The organism is Sinomicrobium endophyticum (genome assembly GCF_052983315.1).
In genome coordinates, this window is the sequence record NZ_JBRKIS010000022.1 from 151838 (window position 1) to 172997 (window position 21160).

At 42.1% G+C, this 21160-nt stretch carries 19 protein-coding genes; 4 read left to right on the forward strand and 15 right to left on the reverse strand.

Annotated elements, in window-relative coordinates; translation table 11 throughout:
- Window positions 1-6 precede the first annotated feature (6 nt).
- From uppS to ACVBDU_RS07790, 4 genes are all read right to left on the reverse strand, one after another.
- Window positions 7-750 (reverse strand): undecaprenyl pyrophosphate synthase, encoded by a 744-nt coding sequence (gene uppS, locus ACVBDU_RS07775; protein ID WP_447179194.1) that lies wholly within the window; start codon window positions 748-750, stop codon window positions 7-9.
- Between the two features lie 98 nt (window positions 751-848).
- Window positions 849-1586, reverse strand: a complete 738-nt coding sequence (gene porG, locus ACVBDU_RS07780) for a type IX secretion system protein PorG (RefSeq protein ID WP_447179195.1) — start codon at window positions 1584-1586, stop codon at window positions 849-851.
- A 217-nt stretch (window positions 1587-1803) separates the two neighbouring features.
- The gene (locus ACVBDU_RS07785) at window positions 1804-2688 is read right to left on the reverse strand and encodes an NAD kinase (RefSeq protein WP_447179196.1); all 885 of its coding nucleotides are present in this window, start codon (window positions 2686-2688) and stop codon (window positions 1804-1806) included.
- Between the two features lie 17 nt (window positions 2689-2705).
- Entirely contained in the window at window positions 2706-3362 is a 657-nt protein-coding gene (locus ACVBDU_RS07790) for a CBS domain-containing protein (protein WP_447179197.1), read from the reverse strand.
- 286 nt (window positions 3363-3648) lie between these two features.
- Here ACVBDU_RS07790 and ACVBDU_RS07795 point away from each other — a divergent pair, with 286 nt between their 5' ends.
- On the forward strand, window positions 3649-4365 hold the full coding sequence (locus tag ACVBDU_RS07795) for a pyridoxine 5'-phosphate synthase (RefSeq protein WP_447179279.1): 717 nt from the start codon (window positions 3649-3651) through the stop codon (window positions 4363-4365).
- Between the two features lie 56 nt (window positions 4366-4421).
- Here ACVBDU_RS07795 and lipB read toward each other — a convergent pair whose 3' ends face one another.
- Together lipB and ACVBDU_RS07805 are read right to left on the reverse strand one after the other, a co-directional pair.
- Window positions 4422-5147, reverse strand: coding sequence for a lipoyl(octanoyl) transferase LipB (gene lipB / locus ACVBDU_RS07800; protein ID WP_447179198.1), 726 nt, complete (start codon window positions 5145-5147; stop codon window positions 4422-4424).
- 73 nt (window positions 5148-5220) lie between these two features.
- On the reverse strand, window positions 5221-5379 hold the full coding sequence (locus ACVBDU_RS07805; protein WP_072318675.1) for a YqaE/Pmp3 family membrane protein: 159 nt from the start codon (window positions 5377-5379) through the stop codon (window positions 5221-5223).
- A 363-nt stretch (window positions 5380-5742) separates the two neighbouring features.
- Between ACVBDU_RS07805 and lysS the strand changes: the two genes are divergently transcribed.
- On the forward strand, window positions 5743-7440 hold the full coding sequence (lysS, locus tag ACVBDU_RS07810; protein WP_447179199.1) for a lysine--tRNA ligase: 1698 nt from the start codon (window positions 5743-5745) through the stop codon (window positions 7438-7440).
- A gap of 147 nt (window positions 7441-7587) precedes the next feature.
- Complete coding sequence (locus ACVBDU_RS07815) at window positions 7588-8046, forward strand: DUF4890 domain-containing protein (protein WP_447179200.1); 459 nt, start codon at window positions 7588-7590, stop codon at window positions 8044-8046.
- Window positions 8047-8085: 39 nt separating this feature from the next.
- Here the strand turns inward: ACVBDU_RS07815 and ACVBDU_RS07820 are convergent, their stop codons facing one another.
- Window positions 8086-9366, reverse strand: coding sequence for a serine hydrolase domain-containing protein (locus ACVBDU_RS07820; RefSeq protein WP_447179201.1), 1281 nt, complete (start codon window positions 9364-9366; stop codon window positions 8086-8088).
- Between the two features lie 308 nt (window positions 9367-9674).
- Between ACVBDU_RS07820 and metK the strand changes: the two genes are divergently transcribed.
- Window positions 9675-10931: a methionine adenosyltransferase gene (metK, locus tag ACVBDU_RS07825; protein WP_447179202.1), complete on the forward strand. Its 1257-nt coding sequence runs from the start codon at window positions 9675-9677 to the stop codon at window positions 10929-10931.
- Window positions 10932-10987: 56 nt separating this feature from the next.
- Here the strand turns inward: metK and ACVBDU_RS07830 are convergent, their stop codons facing one another.
- The 8 genes from ACVBDU_RS07830 to ACVBDU_RS07865 form a co-directional block, all read right to left on the reverse strand.
- Window positions 10988-12790: an alkaline phosphatase gene (locus ACVBDU_RS07830; protein ID WP_447179203.1), complete on the reverse strand. Its 1803-nt coding sequence runs from the start codon at window positions 12788-12790 to the stop codon at window positions 10988-10990.
- A 574-nt stretch (window positions 12791-13364) separates the two neighbouring features.
- Window positions 13365-13925 (reverse strand): LemA family protein, encoded by a 561-nt coding sequence (locus ACVBDU_RS07835; RefSeq protein ID WP_447179204.1) that lies wholly within the window; start codon window positions 13923-13925, stop codon window positions 13365-13367.
- Window position 13926: 1 nt separating this feature from the next.
- Window positions 13927-15186: a hypothetical protein gene (locus ACVBDU_RS07840; protein ID WP_447179205.1), complete on the reverse strand. Its 1260-nt coding sequence runs from the start codon at window positions 15184-15186 to the stop codon at window positions 13927-13929.
- 160 nt (window positions 15187-15346) lie between these two features.
- A complete protein-coding gene (locus ACVBDU_RS07845) occupies window positions 15347-16075 on the reverse strand; it encodes a hypothetical protein (RefSeq protein ID WP_447179206.1) in 729 nt (242 codons plus the stop codon).
- A 57-nt stretch (window positions 16076-16132) separates the two neighbouring features.
- A complete protein-coding gene (locus ACVBDU_RS07850) occupies window positions 16133-16738 on the reverse strand; it encodes a hypothetical protein (protein ID WP_447179207.1) in 606 nt (201 codons plus the stop codon).
- A gap of 14 nt (window positions 16739-16752) precedes the next feature.
- Entirely contained in the window at window positions 16753-19560 is a 2808-nt protein-coding gene (locus tag ACVBDU_RS07855) for an OmpA family protein (RefSeq protein ID WP_447179208.1), read from the reverse strand.
- A 23-nt stretch (window positions 19561-19583) separates the two neighbouring features.
- Window positions 19584-20084 carry a DUF4280 domain-containing protein gene (locus ACVBDU_RS07860; RefSeq protein ID WP_447179209.1) on the reverse strand — a complete coding sequence of 167 codons (501 nt, stop codon included), beginning with the start codon at window positions 20082-20084 and terminating at the stop codon, window positions 19584-19586.
- A 6-nt stretch (window positions 20085-20090) separates the two neighbouring features.
- Window positions 20091-21155 (reverse strand): hypothetical protein, encoded by a 1065-nt coding sequence (locus tag ACVBDU_RS07865; protein ID WP_447179210.1) that lies wholly within the window; start codon window positions 21153-21155, stop codon window positions 20091-20093.
- Window positions 21156-21160: the final 5 nt, after the last annotated feature.

Sequence of the window (21160 nt, forward strand, 5' to 3'; positions counted from 1 at the left end):
CTATTCTCAGTTAAGTTGTTCGCTAGTTTTTCCAAATCTACGTTCCCTGTTTTGATAGTTTAAAATTGCCTCATACAGTTTTTCCTTATTGAAATCCGGCCATAGGGTTTCCGTAAAATAAAGCTCGGCATAGGCTATCTGCCACAGCAAAAAATTACTCACCCGAACCTCCCCGCTAGTACGGATAAGAAGGTCTACATCCGGTAAATTTTGCGTGTAAAGATGCTCATTTATAACCGATTCGTCAATATCTTCGGCAGAAATTATATTATTTTTAACTTTAGAACTTATCGCCTGTACCGCGTTTTTAAGTTCCTCCCTGGAGCCATAGCTTAGAGCAAGGGTAAGGGTCATCCGGTTATTATTTTTTGTTTTTTCTATAACAGCCTCCAGTTTTTTGGACACTGTGGGGGGCAGTAATTCCATTCTTCCGATGGCCTGGAGCCGGATATCATTATCGGTAAGCGTTTTCAGTTCTTTACGCAACGATACGATAAGGAGTTTCATCAGGGTTTCCACTTCCATCCTGGGGCGATTCCAGTTTTCGGTTGAAAACGCGTAGAGGGTCAGGTTTTCTACACCCAGTTCAGCGCATCCTTCCACCACCTGGCGTACTGCAGCAGCTCCTTTTTCATGTCCGAACACCCTTAATTTACCTCTTTGTTTTGCCCATCGTCCATTACCATCCATTATAATGGCAATATGCTTAGGTAGTCTTTCCTTATCTATGGCGTTTTTTATCTTATCCATTCAAGCATATTCATCAGCGGGCGCCTTTACCCGTTATATTTTTCTTCTCCTCTGCAGGTTACAGACCTGCTGCCGCTATACTCCGGAAAACCGGAACTTTATTCGTAGCAAAAGGTACATGGCCTTTTACCGAATGTATAGGTTATGGTAATGCCGCTAAAGACATACCAGTCTTTACTGTTGTAATTTCCGAACCGTTCATAATCTACCCCGGGGTCTCTCTCAGGGTTACTGCCGTCCAGGTCATTGACAAATGTGTACCTTGCTATTACTTCTGCCCCCAATACCAGATTGGGTAATACTTCTCCTTTTACTCCCAGTCCGAAAGGAAAGGCGATCGATGTTCTCCTCTCCTGCGTTGTCAGCCTTCCCTGGGCTTCACCATAATAGAACATACGGTAGTTAAACGCTGCAATCCCCCCGTAAATATAAGGGGTAAATGCCTTTTGAAGGGTATGCAGGTCATATTCCCAGAAATGGAACTCCATTCCTAATGAAGCTTCCAGCACCTGGTTGGAAAACGAATATCCCCGCTCCTGCCTTGCCGAATTCCCCGAATCCGCATCATCTGCATGCAGCTTGGAATAAGACAAACCTGCACGGTATGCATATCGCGTGCTCTTATTCCATTTATACAATCCTCCTACTGCCAGTTTATTGGGGTTTATATAATTGGTTTTCCCCACATCTCCTATAAAATTACTTCCTCCAAGGAATACTCCCACTTCATGAATCTGAGCCATTCCAACCTGTACACCCAGCAGAAAAAAGACGATGATCATTTCTTTTCTCATATGCTCTAAAAGTTCGCAAATATAATAATTAAGATTGCTCATGGGTAATTTCCTTTAAATTAGTATGCTTAAACAACAGATTTAAAGGTTTTTTATTGTTTTCTGCACGGAAACATAAACTGATTTAAGCTCGTTTCACGCACCTTATCCTCCCTTTTTCTTCTGTTATCTCCGGAAATTGTACTATCGTATTTTATTCCCGGAATGGCGAAAACTGTTATTTTTTCCATACTTTTCACTACGCCGCAACAGGAAGGCTTTAATTACGTTTATCTTCTCCCCAAAGGAGTTTATTTCTCAGTGTCTTTAAAAAACTTTCTGCCCTCAGTTCTACCATTTTCACAGCAAAGGGCGCTTTCTTTATAATTATTTCTGTTTCTTCCGGAAGTGTGGCTAGTCTGGAATCGAGAGAAACCAGGTAATTTGGCTCCCTTCCGGAAACCCTTAGCCTGATCACCGTGTCATCGGGTATGACCAAAGGCCTTGCATTGAGATTATGCGGTGCTATAGGGGTAATCACAAAACTCGTGGTATCCGGGGTAAGTACAGGTCCGCCACAACTCAGAGAATAACCGGTAGAACCGGTTGGTGTGGCGATAATAAGTCCGTCAGCCCAATAAGAAGTAAGGTACTCGTCATTCAGATAGGTCGCTACAGTAATCATAGAGGTAGTATCTTTCCGGCTTACCGCAACTTCATTCAAGGCAAAATTCAACTCCGTCAGGTCTTCGTTCTCCGGGTTGGTGGTGATTTCGAGGAGGGTTCTGTCCACCACATTGTATTCTTCCCCCACTATACTCTCTACGGCCTGGCGTATGTTTTCTTTCTGTACTGTGGCCAGAAAACCCAGCCTGCCCGTATTTATCCCCAATACCGGAATACCCAGATCCCGGATATAAAGGACTGTACGCAAAATGGTACCATCTCCTCCCATACTGAAAAACATATCACAGCCGGAATCCAGATCGTCAAACGAAGAGAATGTTTCATACTCCTTTTCTCCATCCAGAAAATGCCGGATAAGCTCCAGGTATTTTGCCTCAATGATTACTTCTATTCCTTTTTCGTCCAATACTTCGAGCAGCGTAAGCACATATTCCTCGCTGTCGTCGTGATAAAACTGTCCGAACACACCTACCTTCATATCGAGGGAACTGTTTTTTACATGTTAAGGAACTTCCTTAAATAATTCGACCTTTCTTTTAAGTTTTCCATATACATATCGTCTTCATTCCCGAGAATGATATTATATCCGTATCTCCTGAAGGATTGCATTATGGAATTAAGCCCTGTATTTCCTACCTTAAGGGTTACCTGTGCCATATCGCCTTCGTTGCGGGAAATAAATGCGCCAAGCAACTTCCCGTTGTCGCTTTCCACAATCTGCGATATTTCGCTGAAGGTAAAGTCGGCACTTCCTTTTTCAACGATAAGTATACCTCCGGGCTCGTTAAAAAAGGGAGTCTCCCGGAAAAGCCCCATTATATCGGTCAGTTCATAGTACCCAAGATATTTACCTTCTTCGTTCAACACAGGCATTATATTGGCATTATTCCTGGCAAATGCTTCCAGGACTTCTAGCCAGTTGGTATTTTCATGTACAAAAAAAATGTCAAGCGCATAACTGTAGTCCGAGACCTTTTTCTCCTGATCAAAACCGGCAATGTCTTCTTCGGAAATATTACCTACCAGGTGCTCGTCCTTTACCACAGGCAAATGGGTATTGGTGAGCTCAAAAAAGAGTTCCTGCACCTGTTTTACGGTATCGCCCGGTGAAACCGGTGAAACATCATAATTTATAAAAGAATTAATCTCCATACCTGGTCTTTACACTTCAAATAAGCTCTACGGTTTTTTTCTCTGCTTTTCTGCCCTTTCCGGCAGCACTTAATTCGTAACGCATGAACTTTTCCCGAACCACAATGTTTCTATGCTTCTTCAAAAACACTTCAATTAGTGCACAAAACAGATTCCATACCTCCCGGCAGATTCGTCCTAAAACAAAAAGTTCAAACGAGCTCAATATTCAGGACAGCAAATTAATTAAATTATGTGAGAAAAAAGCAGGATGAACTTTGTATTTTTGTCCATATTTATCATTTGTATGACCAAGTTAAGCGTAAACATCAATAAAATAGCCACCCTGCGAAATTCGAGAGGTGGCAATGTACCGGACCTCCTCAAAATGGCAAAGGACATACAGGATTTTGGTGCCCAGGGAATTACCATACACCCCAGACCGGATGAGCGTCACATACGGTACCAGGATGCCAGAGACCTGACAGCTATTGTCCGTACGGAATACAATATAGAAGGAAATCCGGTGGAAAAATTCATGGAGCTGGTCCTGGAAGTAAAACCTACCCAGGTAACCCTGGTCCCGGATGCGGAAGACGCCATTACCTCCAATGCCGGATGGGATACTATCAAACACAAAGACTTTCTGGAGGAAGTCATTACGGAATTCCGGCGAAACGGCATACGAACCTCTATTTTCACCGACCCGGACATCAAAATGATCGAAGGAGCGGTAGCCACAGGCACGGACCGGATTGAACTATACACCGAGGCTTTTGCCGAAGCTTATGACAAAGGGAACAAACAAGGCATAGACCCTTACGTAAAGGCAGCGAAAGTAGCTAATTCTCTTGGGTTAGGCATCAATGCCGGGCACGACCTCAGCCTGGATAATATCCGTTTTTTCAAAGAAAATATCCCCGGACTGCTGGAAGTTTCCATTGGCCACGCACTTATCGCCGAATCTCTTTACCTGGGCATAGAGAATGTCGTAAATATGTACCTGAACAAGTTAAAGGGATAAATACCCGGGAAAAGAAAGGGGACTATATAAAACACACAGAGTCCCCGAAAAAACCGTTATCCGGCAGCAATTATCCCGGATGTCATTACCGGTTCTGCTTCGAAAAGCCGGAAAAAATGTTTCTGTAATTTTTCTTTGACTTCTTTTTCCTGCACTTCCTGTTTTCCCAGTTCCACATTAATCGAAGTAACAGCTTTGCCCCGGATACCGCAAGGAACAATATTATCGAAATATCCCAGGTCGGCATTGACGTTCAATGCAAAACCATGCATGGTTACCCATCGGGATGCCCGCACACCCATGGCGCATATTTTCCGGGCAAACGGTGTTCCCACATCCAGCCACACCCCGGTCTCGCCTTCGCTTCGGGCAGCTTTAAGACCGTAGTCGGCGAGGGTAAGGATAATAACTTCCTCCAGGAAACGGAGATACTTATGTATATCGGTAAAAAAGTTATCGAGGTCCAGAATAGGGTATCCGACGATTTGACCGGGACCGTGATAGGTGATATCCCCTCCCCTGTTTATCTTGTAGAAGGAGGCGCCCTTTTCCTTTAGTTGTTTTTCGTCAAGCAGCATATTCCGCATATCCCCGCTTTTCCCAAGGGTGTAAACGTGGGGATGTTCTACCAACAAAAGGTAATTTGGCGTCTTGAGGTCCGTGCCTTCTCTTCTGTTCTTTATCTTCAACTCCAGTATACCCTGAAAAAGTTCTTCCTGGTAATCCCACACTTCCTTATAGTCACGCAGGCCCAGGTCCTGTATTTCCACTTGCTTGTTCATAATGCAAAGATAAACATTAAAGTACGAATTCCCGCCAGTCTGTTTTCCGGATGCCCTGCTACGGCCTTCCTGTTTATCTGTTGGGGTTATTCAGAATAACAAGTGCCGCGATAACCCCGGGAATCCAGCCGCAAAGGGTCAGCAAAAAAACAATAACAACGGAACCACACCCCTTGTCCAGAACAGCCAGGGGCGGAAACAGAATGGATAACAATACTCTCCAGATACTCATATATATTATTTTTACGGCAGGTATTACCATACGGATACGTCAAAGCTCTCCGGCTGTACCGATCGCAATATTCCTGCTCTTGATTGATGGTACTAATAAGACTGAAATCCGGCTTTTTTGTTACAGCCTGTTTTTTATTTTTTTTCGGAAAAATCTCCTATAAAGAGATCGCCGGAATAGCATACAAAATCACCGGGTCAGAAACCGAGGGTATAAAAATATAGTTTCCTCTTCAATCCCCTTGTCATTTTTACATAGTTTTATCACTTTTACATGAAGTCATTTACTACATGCTTATAATATAAATTGTAATTATCTTTGCACCTTTAAAAGAAGAATCGAAATTAATTTTACAGCTTGACTATGCAGCTTTCAGAACAGGAAATCGTTAGAAGGGAAAAACTCGGAAAGTTAAGGGAATTGGGCATCGACCCTTATCCCGCAGCTTTGTATCCGGTAGACAATACATCGCGGCAGATAAAAGACAGTTATGAAGAGGGAAAAGAAGTGGTAATTGCCGGACGTCTGATGAGCAGGAGGATACAAGGTAAAGCTTCTTTTGCGGAGTTACAGGACAGCGAAGGAAGAATACAGGTATATTTTAATCGAGACGAGATATGCCAGGATGAAGATAAGACCAAATACAACGAAGTTTATAAAAAGCTGCTGGACATAGGCGATATTATAGGTGTTAAAGGGGAGTTGTTCACCACCCAGGTAGGAGAGATAACCGTAATGGTTAAGGATTTTGTGGTTCTCAACAAATCTCTCCGGCCACTTCCGTTACCTAAAGTGGATAATGAAGGGAGGACTTATGACGAATTTAACGATCCGGAACTGCGCTACCGCCAGCGTTATGTAGACCTGGTAGTCAACCCGCACGTAAAAGAAACTTTTATAAAACGGACCAGGATCACCACCAGTATCCGGGATTTTTTCAATAGCAGAGGATACCTGGAAGTAGAAACCCCTATATTACAACCTATTCCGGGAGGAGCTGCGGCAAGGCCGTTTATTACACATCACAACGCACTGAATATGCCGCTCTATCTTCGCATTGCCAATGAGTTGTATCTCAAGAGGCTTATAGTGGGAGGTTTTGACGGTGTGTATGAATTTGCCAAGGATTTCCGCAACGAGGGGATGGACCGTACCCATAACCCGGAATTTACGGTAATGGAACTGTATGTAGCCTATAAGGATTATCACTGGATGATGGATACTACAGAACAGTTACTGGAAAAAGTAGCGATGGATTCCAACGGCACCTCCAGGATAAAGGTAGGTGAGAACGAAATAAATTTCAAAGCCCCCTACCCCAGGGTTCCTATATTACAGGCCATTAAAGATCATACCGGTTATGATATTGCCGGCATGAATGAAGAACAGATCCGGGAAGTTTGCAGAAAACTGGATATCCCTGTAGATAATACGATGGGAAAAGGAAAGCTGATAGACGAGATTTTCGGGGAAAAATGTGAACATCATTATATTCAGCCTACATTTATCACGGACTATCCGAAGGAAATGAGCCCGCTTACCAAAGAACACCGGGACAATCCGGAGCTTACCGAACGCTTTGAATTAATGGTGAACGGGAAGGAACTGGCAAATGCCTATTCTGAGTTAAACGATCCTATCGATCAGCGTCAGCGCTTTGAGGATCAGCTCCAATTGTCCGAAAAGGGAGATGACGAAGCTATGTTTATCGACCAGGATTTCCTCCGTGCCCTGGAATACGGTATGCCTCCTACTTCCGGAATCGGGATAGGAATAGACCGCCTGGTAATGCTAATGACGAATAACGCTTCTATACAGGAAGTACTGTTTTTCCCGCAAATGCGACCGGAGAAAAAACCGTTACAACTCAGTGACAACGAAAAAGTAATTATCGATATACTGCGCAAACAGAAGTCTGTGGCACTGGACGAATTAAAAACTGCCACAGAACTGAGCAATAAAGCATGGGACAAAGGCATGAAAGGCCTTTCTAAGCTCGGCCTGGTAAAAGTGGTAGTGGAAGGCGACTCCAAAACCGTGGAATTACAGGAGCAGGATTAAACTCCGAAAAAAAGAAACAATATTAAAAGCCTGAAAACCCTGTGTTTTCAGGCTTTTGTTGTTAATAATATCACAAAACACACTTTTTACTTTAAACTTTTCCTTCGTATCCCAGTCTAAATAGTAAAATCGTAAAAAATTAAGAGTATGAAAAAGTTATTAAGCTTAGCTATAGCACTTACATTGGTAACGGGGGTTATGGCACAGGAAAAAAGGGAAGGAAGAACTTTGGAAAAGAAAAAACACCGGGTAGAACGTTTTAAGGATTTCACCCCGGAACAAATGGCGGAACTGCGAACCAAACAAATGGCTCTTAAACTGGACCTCAGCCAGGCACAGCAAAAGGAAGTACTGAAACTCAACAAAGAACTTGCCGAGAAGCGAAAAGCCGGATTTGAGAAATTCAAAGAAGCCAGGGCAACGAAGAAAGAATGGACTGCCGAGCAGCGCTTTGCCTTTATGAACGAAAGACTGGACGCCCGCCTGGCTGTTCAGAATAAAATGAAGAACATACTGGACGAAGAGCAGTATGCCCAATGGAAAAGGAGTTACGAAAGACCAAAAAAATCCCTTCACCACAGAAGCAAAGGACATCGGGGCAAATAAGCCCGAGACTCTCTTTAAATCCTGCTCCGGCAGGATTTTTTATTTCCCGGTATATGCGGCATATACCATATTCTTGAATTTCGCAGAAATATCCCCCCATTCCTTATTCGGGATTTCCTGGGTAAGAATTACCGCTACAATTCCCGATGCAGGGTCTACCCAGTAATGTGAACCGAAATAACCTCCCCATGAAAAAGATCCTTCGTGCCAGGGGAATACGGCACTACCTCTTTCACCGACTACTTCAAATCCCAAACCGAATTTGTTACCGTGATGCAGGTTTATTTCCCCTATCTGGTTTACCGTCATTAATCTTACGGTATCGGGGCCTAACAACTGCTTACCATTATATTCTCCTTTGTTCAGTAACATTTGCAGAAAAGCGGCATAATCCGATGCCGTGGAAGAAAGGCCGGCTCCACCCGAGAAATACGTACTCCCCAGTACGGGATAATCCTTATCAATCCCGCCGTGGCTTACCTGGGGTGCCGCCACGGTCTCCCCTGCTTCGTTTTCCGAATATACTTCCGCAAGACGGTCTTGTTTGTCCTTTGGTAAATAGAAGTAAGTATCGTTCATCCCTATCGGCTCAAAAATCCTTTTATGGAAAAACCGGTCCAATGAAAGCCCGGAAACCACTTCAACGACGTAACCGAGAACGTCGGTATTGAGGCCATAGGTAAATTTTTCTCCCGGTTGGTGCATCAGCGGAAGTTTACCGAGAGCCTTTATTTTATCTCCGAGTCTTACGGGGGCCGCTACAAAACCCGCCGGAATACCCGCCTTGGCATAAATAGCATTAGTCTCTTTACTCCCAATAACGGCATACCCGATCCCGGAAGTATGGGTTAGCAAATCACGTATAGTCACTTCCCTTGTAGCCGGAATCGTTGAATAAGTAGAATCGGCAGGATTGAAAGTATCGAGTACTGTAGGGTCCTTAAATTCCGGTATGTACAGCGAAACGGGATCGTCCAGGAGTAATTTGCCTTCTTCAAATAACATCATTATTGCGACACTGGTAATGGCCTTCGTCTGTGAAGCTATCCGAAAAATGGTATTCGGCTCCATCTTTCTCTTTTCCGCAATGTCCGCATACCCGATTCCTTTATGATAAACAATTTTTCCGTTATGTGCGATCAGTGCGACTGCCCCGGCTATTTTCCTATCTCTCACATAGCCATCTATCATTTTATCTATTCTTTCGAGACGATCTTCGGAGAAACCGGCTTCACCGGGGTTTACAGTATGTAACTCCTGGGAAAAAACCAGAGTGCCCGCAGCCAGCAAAAGGCTGCACAGTATGTATTTCAGTTTCATTGGTAAAAGAGGATTGATTATAACCGCAATATACCAAATAAAAATCTTAGATCACGTTTTTTCACCCTTTCAATGAGACCAACATAATTCGCAAATTCATTTTGCAATTCAAATCCGTTTCATACCTTTGTTGCCGTACTTTTAAAAGAGGAAGGATTTGACTGATTGCAACCTCGTGAAAAAAATGCTAAAACAGTTATCCTGTAGTCATTCCGGACCCGGCATATAAAAAATACCGCAGGACAAACCGCTTTAGCCCTTTCGCAGGACAGTCTCCCCCCCATTAATAACAATAATAAAATAAGATAATGGCTTATTTATTTACGTCCGAGTCTGTCAGTGAAGGACACCCGGACAAGGTAGCAGACCAGATATCCGATACCCTTCTGGACCATTTCCTGGCATTCGATTCGGAATCCAAAGTAGCATGTGAAACTCTGGTAACCACGGGGCAAGTGGTCCTGGCAGGCGAAGTAAAATCCAAAACCTACCTTGACTTGCAGAACATTGCCAGAGAGATCATTAACAAGATAGGATATACGAAGGGAGAATACCAGTTCAGCGGGGATTCCTGCGGGGTTATTTCACTTATTCACGAACAGTCCCAGGACATCAACCAGGGCGTGGACCGTGCCAGTAAGGAAGAACAGGGAGCCGGTGACCAGGGAATGATGTTCGGCTATGCCACAAAGGAAACCGAAAACTATATGCCGCTTGCCCTGGATATTTCGCACAAGATACTGCAAACCCTGGCTGAGCTCCGAAGAGAGGAAAAAGAGATTTCTTACCTCCGTCCGGATGCCAAGGCCCAGGTTACCATAGAATACAGCGACGATGATATTCCCCAGCGAATCGTTACGATCGTGGTATCTACCCAACACGACGATTTTGACAAGGATGATACTGCCATGCTTCAAAAGATCAAAAAAGATATTATCGAAATCCTGATCCCGAGGGTAAAGGCACAACTGCCGGAAAAACTGCAAAAACTTTTCACGGATGATATACAATACCACATCAATCCGACGGGAAAATTCGTTATAGGCGGACCACACGGTGATACCGGTCTTACCGGGAGGAAGATCATTATTGACACCTATGGCGGGAAAGGAGCTCACGGCGGGGGTGCATTTTCCGGCAAAGACCCGAGCAAGGTAGACCGTAGCGGCGCTTATGCAGCGCGACACATTGCGAAGAACCTGGTAGCCGCCGGAGTTGCGGATGAAGTACTGGTACAGGTGAGTTACGCTATCGGGGTGGTGGAACCAACCTCCATAAGCGTAAATACTTATGGCAAGGCTCATATAGACCTCTCGGACGGGGAAATAGCGAAGATCGTGGAAAAACTGTTCGACATGCGCCCGGCGGCCATAGAAGAACGATTAAAACTCCGCAACCCTATTTACCTGGAAACTGCAGCCTACGGCCATATGGGCAAAGAACCCAGAACCGTGACCAAAGTATTCGAATCTCCTTATAACGGAAGAATTGAAAAAGAGGTGGAACTGTTTACCTGGGAAAAGCTGGATTATGTAGATAAAATAAAAGAGGCTTTTTCTCTCTGAGAGGAAAAAGCCTGATATATTCCATATTTACGGGGAGGAAAACAGAAACAGTTCTGTTATTCTTCCCCGTTTTTTATTTTTAATATCCGGACTATTTTATGAAATACTTCATTGTTTTCATAAACCCCTCTGAACTCTCCGGAATGTGGTCCGTATGCAAAGACGGGAACCATAACCCCGGTGTGGTCATTCGTCGTAAAATCGCCTTCTATCATTTTTTCTGTCAGATTGCCTTGCGGAATACTAAACCCGGAAGTTTCATGATCGGCTGTAATAATTACAAGCGTATTGCCCGTTTTATCTGCAAATTTCACAGCTTCGGTAATCGCGCGATCGAAGTCTATTCCTTCGGAAATAATTCCCGCAGTGTTGTTGACATGACCATAGCTATCTATCTTCGCTCCCTCAGCCATCAGGAAAAAAGGTTTTTCTTTGGAAGACAAAAATTCCAAACCGTCCTCGACAGCTTTTGCAAGCACATTTTTTCTTCCTTCGATAATTCCCGGTAGACTTCCTTCGGAAAGAAATACGCCTGTCTTATCTGCTTTATTTTGCCTCAGGCCATCCAAAGAACTCGACACGTCAAAATGCCGGTTTATTTCGTTGCCGAAATCTTCTTTTCCTGCCCCGATGAACATGGACAGGGAACTACGGAGCAGGTCTTCCGCTATACCGGAAGCTTCCGAACGGTCCTTTCTATGTGCATAAAATGCAGATGGTGTTGCCCCGGTTATTCTATCGGTAGTAATAATCCCGGAGATGAATCCGTGATCGGACAAAAGTTCTGTGATATTCCGTAACGGTTTCCCCGTTACCCCCATTCCGATAGCCCGGTTATATGTCTTTTCCCCGGTTGCCAGTGCCGTTCCCCCGGCAGCCGAATCAGTAGTAAAATCATCTGAGGACTGGGTTTTAAGAAACCCGATATTCTTCAACTGTGTAAGGGTCAAAGCCCCGCCATTGGCGAATATCGCAGAGGATATCTGCGTCAATCCGTTACCATCACCAATAAGCAAAATAACATTTTTCACCGGGATTTCCTTTCCGTCTGAAGCATAGGTCGGCACATACACTTCCGACGTAATCGTATTGTAGTGTACGCGCTGTTCGAGGGTATTCAGATACCCGGCTGCCCGGAACGGCATATCGGTATTGATAAAATCAAGTCCCATATCTGTGAATGCCTTCCAGGCCGTTTTGGAATCCGGTGCGGCCCAAAAACGAAAAGGCTTTCCTAATGCATGGGCGCTATCTATCACTTCCTTTACTTTTTTATAATCTTCCGCGGTCAATCTGCCCAACCCGTTCCATTCGGAATAGTTTCTGAAATTGAGACTGATCATAGCCACTTTGTCCCATACTTTTTCATTTTGCGGACGTTCGAGACTCTGGTAGTCAAAACGGATATAATCCGGATACGCTATGTATTTTTCCGGAGAGGGTCGGTTTCCGGAAATGACAATGGATATTTTTTCATTTGCCGTAATCTCCGGGTAGCCTTGTAAAACTTTTGTCAACGTTTTTAAAGTGGCATCGGCATCAGATTTAACATCCACCAGCAATTGTAACTTTTCCGGCGCGGGAAGCTTTAATTCCAATGCTCTTTTCAAGGGTTCGAGGTAGAGGCTTTCTATAGTCCGCCCTTCCTTTATTTCATGTTCTTCATGGGTAGCATATAACCTGCCGTCGCGAAGAAAAATGTCGACTTCAATGGAAGACAATCCGTTTGAAAAGGCAGTCCAGAACGGAACGTTCTGTTCGTAATCGTTGTGGGAATGTATCTGTACCGGTTGCTGGGCATAGGAAAAACCTAGACTCAGGAGGTACAATAAAAATCCGGATAGTGATGATCTGAACATATATTCTTTTTACAAAACAAAGATATGAATTACATTCCACCTCTTTGCTTATGGGTTTGCAAGCGGCGAAGGTAAGCAGGCGGATTTACCTGTTTGTTATGGCAGGGTTAATTTACTTTCAAGAAATGGGCTGGTATTTTTGAAAAGCAAATTCCCATACTCTCATATGCCGGTATATAACAATATATGGCTAAAAGGCTATTGCAAAAGACAATGCTATGCACCTTTTCCCTTTAATATGCTTTTTTCATTAGCCCATTTAAAGATCATCTTCCTGTTAAACAGGCCAAAGAGCAAATAGGTAATAAACATTATTATCCATATCAGCATCAGTCTCAATCCCGAAACTCCCGAAAAAAACAATATCATCTGGGTTATAAAACCAATTATCCAGGAAACGAAAATAACTCCTGTCAGGATCGCAAAAGGCTTTTCAAGATATTTACCGAATCCCAGCTTCCTGAATATATACATGGGGATACTCAACAAAAAAATGCTAAAAAATATACCAAACGCAGACCAGATCACCATGATGTGAGGGGCCCCATCAATATACCCGATCAAATTCATTATTTCAGAACTGAATGCCGTCATATCTTTTTTCTGCTTCAGTTATCTGTAACAATGGTTTTTCCTTGTATCGCAATATCGAAGCCAGGACCAGATCGGGAAATTCGTGTGTTCCTATATTATACATGTTAATACTTTCGTTGTAAAACTCCCGTCTGTCTGAAATAGCATCTTCTATAGCGGAAACCCTCTGTTGCAGCAACATAAAATTCTTATTGGCTTTTAACTCCGGATAGTTTTCGGAAACAGCGAAAATGGATTTTACGATCTTGTCAATCTCATTGGATAAATTTATTTTTTCTTCGGGATTTTCTGTGTTTAAAAAATCCGTCCGAAGTTTGGTAAGTCTTTCCAGTACGGTTTCTTCGTATTTCATAGATTCCTTTACTACTTTTACCAGCTCCGGAATCTCATCGGCTCTTTGCTTGAGTAAAACATCAATATTGGCGAATGCTTTATCCGTGTTAAACCTGAGCATTACCAACCGGTTATAAGCCCTGACCGTAATACTGATCAGTCCTAAGACTATCAATGCCAAAATAGTATACGAAATAATAGTATCCATTTTATTTGTTATGATTAATTAGTTCCTCTGATCTGACAAAAGTATCGATAACCATATCATTTCTTTCGTACTCTGTTTCTTTTAATTCAATTTCTTTTCCTTCCCCTGAAGCATCATTATGTATTTCATCCTCTAAATGATCCGGAGAAATATCCCCGTTTTTAGGATTTCCGAACGGATTATGGAAAACAGGATTTTCCACAATGATCTGTTCTCCTTCTATACGCATGGGAGTAATTAAAATAATAGCTGCTATAAACGCAAAAATACATGTAAATCCGATAAAGGAATTTAACAAAGGCCTATATGTATTGTAGTATGTTATTTTGTGGGAAGGGGATATTGCAAAAACCTTTTTGATGTTCTCGTATTCAAAAACCGGCTGGTTGTTCTCTTTAAGGCTTGCCTTACCAATGAGCAGCATTTGATCTCCGGGATTTAACAGGTATTGTGTATATCGTTTGCCTCCCCTCCGGTATTGCTCGTCCTTTTCTATCCAGACAAACTCTATTTTTTCGGGATTCACCTCTATACTTCCTGTTTCATCTTCTATGAAAAAAGGGTTACAAACGGTTTCATTAAAAACAGTACGATAGCTTTCTTTTCCATCCTTATCCTTAGTAATATCCTCAATCCTGTATTGATATCCGATACATTCCTTCTTTTTAACAGGGGCCAAAACGGGTTCTATCATTCGCAGTTCCCCCTCAATTTCGGCTAACCCCATGGCCACCGAACGTATTTTAGAAGTCGGTAAAGTACGTTGATACCGTAAATATCTATTCTTATTTCCGGGCAGGAACAGGTTTACCAGGGGAATAATGAGAAACAGGAGCAACAGGGCATACGGTCCTGTTCTTGTAAACAGGTAAAAAAAGGAAAGTGCCAAAATACCCCCGGCAATTTTTTTCCATAGGGGTGTGGGCTTAATATTATACTTTGCATTGAATTTTGTCCTTTTTGTTCTGTTTTCCCGGGCACTGACAATTCCGGACCGGACAGCTCCTATAATGGCAAACAGAAAAACGGAGATCACCAAGAGGAAAAAAACTACCAAAGCCAGTTTCTTGTTTATCCATGCAGACAGCCCGATCAAAGCGGGATTTAAAACAAAAAACAACCATTTTCTGAAATTCAGATCGAGTAATTTCGCAAAAATCACAGTGTGAAATATCGCGATCCCCATAGCGAACAACATAAAGAAAATCACCATCGGGGTTGCTACTTCCTGTTTTATATAAAGATCTAACAGGTTGTCCATGAAGAAATTCGGGGATTTGTATTTAAATCAATTTTTTTCAGACACAAATTAATTTGCTTTCTTTGAAATATTCCATAAGTTCGGAGTCATCTTGAGAAATACAATCTACCGGACTATCCCAAAACACCTGATTCTTTCTTCTTTGCAGCTATTATATTTATCAAATAATTTCAAACCCGGTTTTTCCTTCCGGGATATAGAATGTTAAATCCAGTGTTAGTTCTTCTTTTGTTTCTTTATTATAGAGCATTAGTCCGGAGCGTCCGTCTAATTTCTTCAATGCTGCTACCTTATCATTCCCATAAATTTGCAACACCGAAGCCTCTGCTGTAACGGGTATAATCTCAAACCCTGACTCAAAATCTGAAACTAATCCGGAGATTCTGGATTGGCTTTCTTCTTCTGAGAGATACATGGAAAGTGCCATATTCCTTTCTCTTTTATTTATTTTTTCTCTAAAAAGATCGTATTTTTTATTTGCAATTAGTTCCTCAATTTCGTGATAGGCAGAAATTAATTTCTGCTTTAAATTCTTTTCATCGTTCAGGTCCGCCCCATTTTGCCATGCAGCGAGAGTATAAGGAACTTGGGCTGAAAAAGTGCCTGCTTCGGTTAACACCGGCAACGCATTATCCCCTACTTCCCGCGTTTGATATTCATTAAGTTGTTCTTTAAACATAAAATCATTGGTGACATCAAACAGCATTACCTTAAACCTGAGGCTGGCCCTGGGGTGCAGGGTTTTGGTCCCGGAATATGGCAATACCGTGGCCGAAATTGTCTGTACGCCGCTTTTTAATATCGCATAATTTATGGGAATCATTGAAGAGACCTGTCCTTCAATATCTTGTGTGATAACGGGGTAATCATTTACACGGATTTCAAACATACATGCGGACCCGCTAAAGTCTATCATATAATAGGGCAATATACTCATGCTAAAACATTATTGTTTAAGTGATTGTATAAGACGTTCCACTGATGTTCTCCCATCCGCAGTAATATCTTCAGCATCATTATTCACTATATAGGCCGTGGTGGTTATAAGTTGTTCTTTATCTTTCGTCGCATAAGATTTGGACAATATCACAGTATACGGGGTATCGCTTTTCCATATATAGGCTGATATACCATGAACTATACCTTCATAGCGGGTTTCCGGTTCAGGAGCCAGTTCTTCCGGTTCTCCGTACTTTTCTTTTAAATAACTAAACAATTCTTCTCCCTGTTCATGAACTTCTATCCTAATACCTGCTATTTTATTTTCATCTTTATTATACGCTTTATACAGGTAGAACCCAACCGAATTAATTCCTAATGTTGTCTGTTTACTATTATTTTCAAAGTCAATACTCCCTAAAGTATAATTTTGAACGTCATAAGTATATAATAGTGGTAAGCCTGTGGAAGGGTGAATTTGTTCGGAAAAGAATTCTTTTTTATCCTTAATTAATCCACTTACCTCTTTATTGAGAATTGTCTCGGAAACTTCCATCCGGGACTGACAGGAAGATAATATCACGGTGAGTACAAAAATTTTAGCATTCAACATAAGACTCATAATATTTAATCATTTTTAATTAACGGAATATTCGCTTCAAAATCAAATAGTTCCTCCAGGCTTTCTATTACATCAAATGGAGGTACTACGGTAAAATCTCCTTCACTGATAACTCCTCCCTCCTCAATACCGGGAGTTCCCCCTCCAAAAATAGTTCTTTTGGAGGACAACCCGACCCTGCTTTTCACAACGTATTCGGCAATTATGCCGTCAAAACCAAGTTGTGGACGGTAGTACAATCCTTTATCGTCATAATTCACACTATGTCCGAATGTTACCGCTGCAGACCCTTTTGCACTCATTTCAAAATATCCGTTTACTTTTACAATTACCAAATTTGCCTCGGCCTTTACCCATATTCCGGCTTTTAGTTCTATTTTAAGGGTATTTGTTGCTTCTAATTTGGTTTTTGTATCCTCCCGGTTTCCAGCAGTATTAAATTCAAAACCAAGAGAGGTTTTTATCGTACTGGAAATCACCAGGTCGATAAAGACATCCGAACTGGCTTTAAAACCAAAATCGTCGGTACCTACATCTATTCCTGTGTTCATAGTACCTTTAATCTGGTTATAAAGCTGCATTGCCGGACCGGAAGCCGTTCCTCCCGACACTGCACCTGCAACAGCACCAACCCCCAAACACAATAAATCAATCGTGATTTCCAGACCTATCAGGGGATCAGCCTCGAAAGATATATTCACATTAGTTCCGAGGCTTTCCCTTATCTTTTCCAAATACCATACCCCACCTATAGTAACATTTGGGGGAAATACGACAAACGATATTGGTATTCCTTTAAAACCTATATTTCTTACTTGTCCTTTGGTTTTATTCGTAATTCCGTCAGACATCGCCCCTACGGACGAAAACAGTGAATATATTTTTTTGAATTTAGTTTCATATTCCAGTTTCAGTTCCTGTTCTCTTCCGAAATTGCCTCCGGTATCTTTATTCCATTCGGCTTTAAGGCTAAAACCAAATGAGGCATCCTTTTGCTGCCACCGTCTTTCTGCTCCTATTTTTCCGGCTTTTCTCTGTAATTCCCTATGCCGTTCGGCCGGCATATTCTGCCAACTGACACTTAATTCATTCGTAAGATTAAGAAAAAAATTGAATGTCCACTTTATATCCGGATATGCCTTAATGAGAATCGTTGATTTTTTTTCGTTCGTAAAGTACCTACACGAGTTTACGTATACATTATACAGTACGGCGGAATCTATTCCTCCGTCACCTACACCACTAATCAGGTTCCATTTGGGCCAAATATATTGTAATGGCCCTACATTGAGTACGGAAAGCGCTGAATGAAGAGGGGCTTGTACAGAATCACTCTCTTGCTCTATAGCTGCAGTATATTCCAGTGAGGTTATCCGGATAATCTTACGGTGTTTATTATTGCTATTCCTAAAACAAGATTTCGTTTCAAACCCTGTAATATCGATTGTTATATTCCGATCACTACTGGGCGCTATGGTTTCATAAATTATCCTTTGGGCGTCATGGCCGTAAAACGTAAAGGAAATATCTACTCTCCGGGCTTCGTGATATTCCCTTTCATCTTTATATTTTATATTATCCGCCCCGTTCTTATCGTCATTATCTCTATTATCATTTAATAAAATTTCTCCTTTACCATTACTTAAAATACGATTGGGATTCAAGCCTCCTTCCGTAAAATATTGTTTAATGGCCTGGCTTCTTTCTAATGACAATGCTTTGTTGTAATCTGCCTTTCCTATTACGCAGGCATACCCGTTAAGTGTAATTGTGGAATGCTCGTGTTCCAGTAAAAACCGGAGCGTATTATCCAGAACTGATCTGCTTTGGGATTCTATCGCTGCCGAGTCAAAAGTGAAATAGACGGTGCGGTTCACCAGTTCCGGAACAGACCTGATCTTAGACAGATTCTTGCCATTGTCAAAAACCACAACCTTCTTTTGCTGTGCCTTGCCATTTTTCTCTTCTACTTCTGTAATAGATATGGTCTCAAATTTACATGGCTCATAACGCTCCATGTTCAGCTGTGGTTTTCCTATTCTTACCGGCGTAAGGTTCTTTGGCCGTTCGGGTTCGTTCGATACGAGTTCATTTTTAATACGGAGAAAACGGGCATGAATATCATCGTTATTATCATCTATAATATATTGTCCTCTGCCATTTTTTACTTTTATATAAAACTTTTCTTCTTCCTGTATATTGCTGACAAGGGGTTGCCAGGAAGAAGTATTGCGTATTTCCAGGTTGATCTCTCCGTCGGTAACATGTATGCGGTTATAGGTAAAGATGCGTTTATCTCCTCTCAGGTTCTGAATATTGTATATCTCTATGGACAGATCGGTACAACCATTCAGTCCTTCCGTGCTTAAATTGAGATAAACTGTTTCGCCATAAGCGAACTTTTTGCTTTTTCGTTCATCGCTTCCCCCGTTACGGGTACTCCATTTACTGCTAACTATCCGGGCGGGGCAATGTCCGTTTACATAAAGCCCCGTATTCGCCGGGTCCCGTTTTCCAAAAAGGCTGGCTTCGACATAATAGGCATACGGGCCACACAGTTTTTTAGGTAGTTTCACACCATACATTTTATTTTCGGGAACCGTCATTTGCCGTATGATAGTCTTTCTGCCGGTATCCTGCCGCATCCAGGTAAGGTCTCTTTTCTTTTCCTCTTCTGTGGTATCCGGATACCATTCACTCACCCTAAAATACACAAACTGGTCGGGTACTATGACCACTTTTTCATTTTGTACCGACATTTTGGGATAATATTTCCCTTCGACACAGCGTATTTTTTTTACTCCTTTTGCCATAATAACCTATTCCGTAAACTTTATTATTGCGAAGAATCTTCTATTCCCTCATGAGTAGCTACCGGAGCGCTCATCTCTTTTATATTTGCCATGGGGTTTAACTGACTGTGGACATCTTCATTAGCGTTATCCGCGTTTTGCTTACTGCCCTCCGTTTTCTGCCCGTGGTTGTCTATAGATATACAGTCCGCTCCTCCTATAGGACATGTTGCCTTACTGTCTTCAAGCAATATTTTACCTTGATTGGATAGTACTGTCTCTTCGTAAAAGCCGCTCCATTGGGTAATCACCGCCTGACATGGTTTATATCCGCTTGACGTAGGCTGCAGTTTACATTTGCCGAAAGTGTTCTTCTTTAATGTCTGCCCCACGTCTTTATCGGTAGCAATCAATTTCTGCGAACCGTCTTTGTCATTTGCAAAATGCCTGCTTTGCGTTTTCACCTGCAATACATCTGTCTGAGGTTTTTCACTAAACTTACACTTGCAGGTGGCCCCGTGAACTACAACATGCTTTTCGCTCATAATCTTCTATTTATCTTCCAATAAAGAAACGACTACTTTTATTTTCTTCTGTTTCTCCAGTTGCAGCGAACATTCCAGAAACAAACTTTCAATGAGGTTATTTCCGGCATTTAAAAAATATTTAGCCTTATATGCCCCCTCTGCTTTTTCCGACCCCGGATACAACAAAGCATCGTGCGGGAAATTCTGCCCGTTTTCCAAATCGGTCTTTGACCTGTTATCGGATACGCTTCCTTCCTGGCTTATTTGTACCAGGCCGTATTCATCCAGAAGCATTTTCACTTCCTGTTTCACGGTGTACGCTACAGGTTTTATAAATGGCACAACGGGAAATGAAATTTTATTCTCAAAGACAAACCGTGGCGTGTAATCCACATAAATCTGTCCGAAATAGGCGACTAAAAACCAATCTCCCGATAAGGATATCTTTAATGACTCTTTATCTTCCAGCGAGGCTTCGCTTTCAGCCACGTACTGTTTTACCCATGCCCCTTCGTATTCTTCAAAAATCCGCTTTTTAACCTGCTTCCACCGTTTCCGTATAACCGGATGATTGGCAATATCCGTCCAGTTACCATCTTCATCCACAACTATCTCTAACGGGTATACTGTACCCGATACTTTTTCGGCCAGCTCGTCGGCTATTTCCGATGCTTCTTCATCGTTAATATATGTTTTTGACAATCGGTTTATCTCAAAAACATATCCTTTTTCATCCTGTCTTATAAATGTTACGCTAACCCTGTATTTTAAGGTATTTTCTTCTTTTTCACCGGATGAAATGGTATACATCACTCCATATTTAAGCACTTTTTCCACAGGTTTAAACCTGAGGGTATATCCGTAATTAAATTTTACGAATGCCGGATTGTCCCGGATCTTTTCATAAATATGCGGATATACATAAAGTGTACGCAAATGCGAAGGAAGATCAACACCAATAAGGTCGTCTTCACTACTGAAAATATTGTGAAAACTTTTAGCTTCCTGTGGTGTAATCCCCAGTGCCTCGGCAACACTAATCAGTGTGTCTCCTTTGTTTATTTTGTATGTTCTGTATTTTGGGGGCAATTTTT

Bases quoted from the DNA above. Each gene is read 5' to 3' on its own strand.
- ACVBDU_RS07830 (WP_447179203.1), bottom strand. From the start codon at position 12,790: ATGTTCAGATCATCACTATCCGGATTTTTATTGTACCTCCTGAGTCTA.
- ACVBDU_RS07815 (WP_447179200.1), top strand. From the start codon at position 7,588: ATGAAAAAGTTATTAAGCTTAGCTATAGCACTTACATTGGTAACGGGG.
- ACVBDU_RS07855 (WP_447179208.1), bottom strand. From the start codon at position 19,560: ATGGCAAAAGGAGTAAAAAAAATACGCTGTGTCGAAGGGAAATATTAT.
- lysS (WP_447179199.1), top strand. From the start codon at position 5,743: ATGCAGCTTTCAGAACAGGAAATCGTTAGAAGGGAAAAACTCGGAAAG.
- porG (WP_447179195.1), bottom strand. From the start codon at position 1,586: ATGAGCAATCTTAATTATTATATTTGCGAACTTTTAGAGCATATGAGA.
- ACVBDU_RS07850 (WP_447179207.1), bottom strand. From the start codon at position 16,738: ATGTTGAATGCTAAAATTTTTGTACTCACCGTGATATTATCTTCCTGT.
- ACVBDU_RS07845 (WP_447179206.1), bottom strand. From the start codon at position 16,075: ATGTTTGAAATCCGTGTAAATGATTACCCCGTTATCACACAAGATATT.
- ACVBDU_RS07820 (WP_447179201.1), bottom strand. From the start codon at position 9,366: ATGAAACTGAAATACATACTGTGCAGCCTTTTGCTGGCTGCGGGCACT.
- lipB (WP_447179198.1), bottom strand. From the start codon at position 5,147: ATGAACAAGCAAGTGGAAATACAGGACCTGGGCCTGCGTGACTATAAG.
- ACVBDU_RS07795 (WP_447179279.1), top strand. From the start codon at position 3,649: ATGACCAAGTTAAGCGTAAACATCAATAAAATAGCCACCCTGCGAAAT.
- uppS (WP_447179194.1), bottom strand. From the start codon at position 750: ATGGATAAGATAAAAAACGCCATAGATAAGGAAAGACTACCTAAGCAT.
- ACVBDU_RS07805 (WP_072318675.1), bottom strand. From the start codon at position 5,379: ATGAGTATCTGGAGAGTATTGTTATCCATTCTGTTTCCGCCCCTGGCT.
- ACVBDU_RS07835 (WP_447179204.1), bottom strand. From the start codon at position 13,925: ATGGATACTATTATTTCGTATACTATTTTGGCATTGATAGTCTTAGGA.
- ACVBDU_RS07860 (WP_447179209.1), bottom strand. From the start codon at position 20,084: ATGAGCGAAAAGCATGTTGTAGTTCACGGGGCCACCTGCAAGTGTAAG.
- ACVBDU_RS07840 (WP_447179205.1), bottom strand. From the start codon at position 15,186: ATGGACAACCTGTTAGATCTTTATATAAAACAGGAAGTAGCAACCCCG.
- ACVBDU_RS07790 (WP_447179197.1), bottom strand. From the start codon at position 3,362: ATGGAGATTAATTCTTTTATAAATTATGATGTTTCACCGGTTTCACCG.
- ACVBDU_RS07785 (WP_447179196.1), bottom strand. From the start codon at position 2,688: ATGAAGGTAGGTGTGTTCGGACAGTTTTATCACGACGACAGCGAGGAA.
- metK (WP_447179202.1), top strand. From the start codon at position 9,675: ATGGCTTATTTATTTACGTCCGAGTCTGTCAGTGAAGGACACCCGGAC.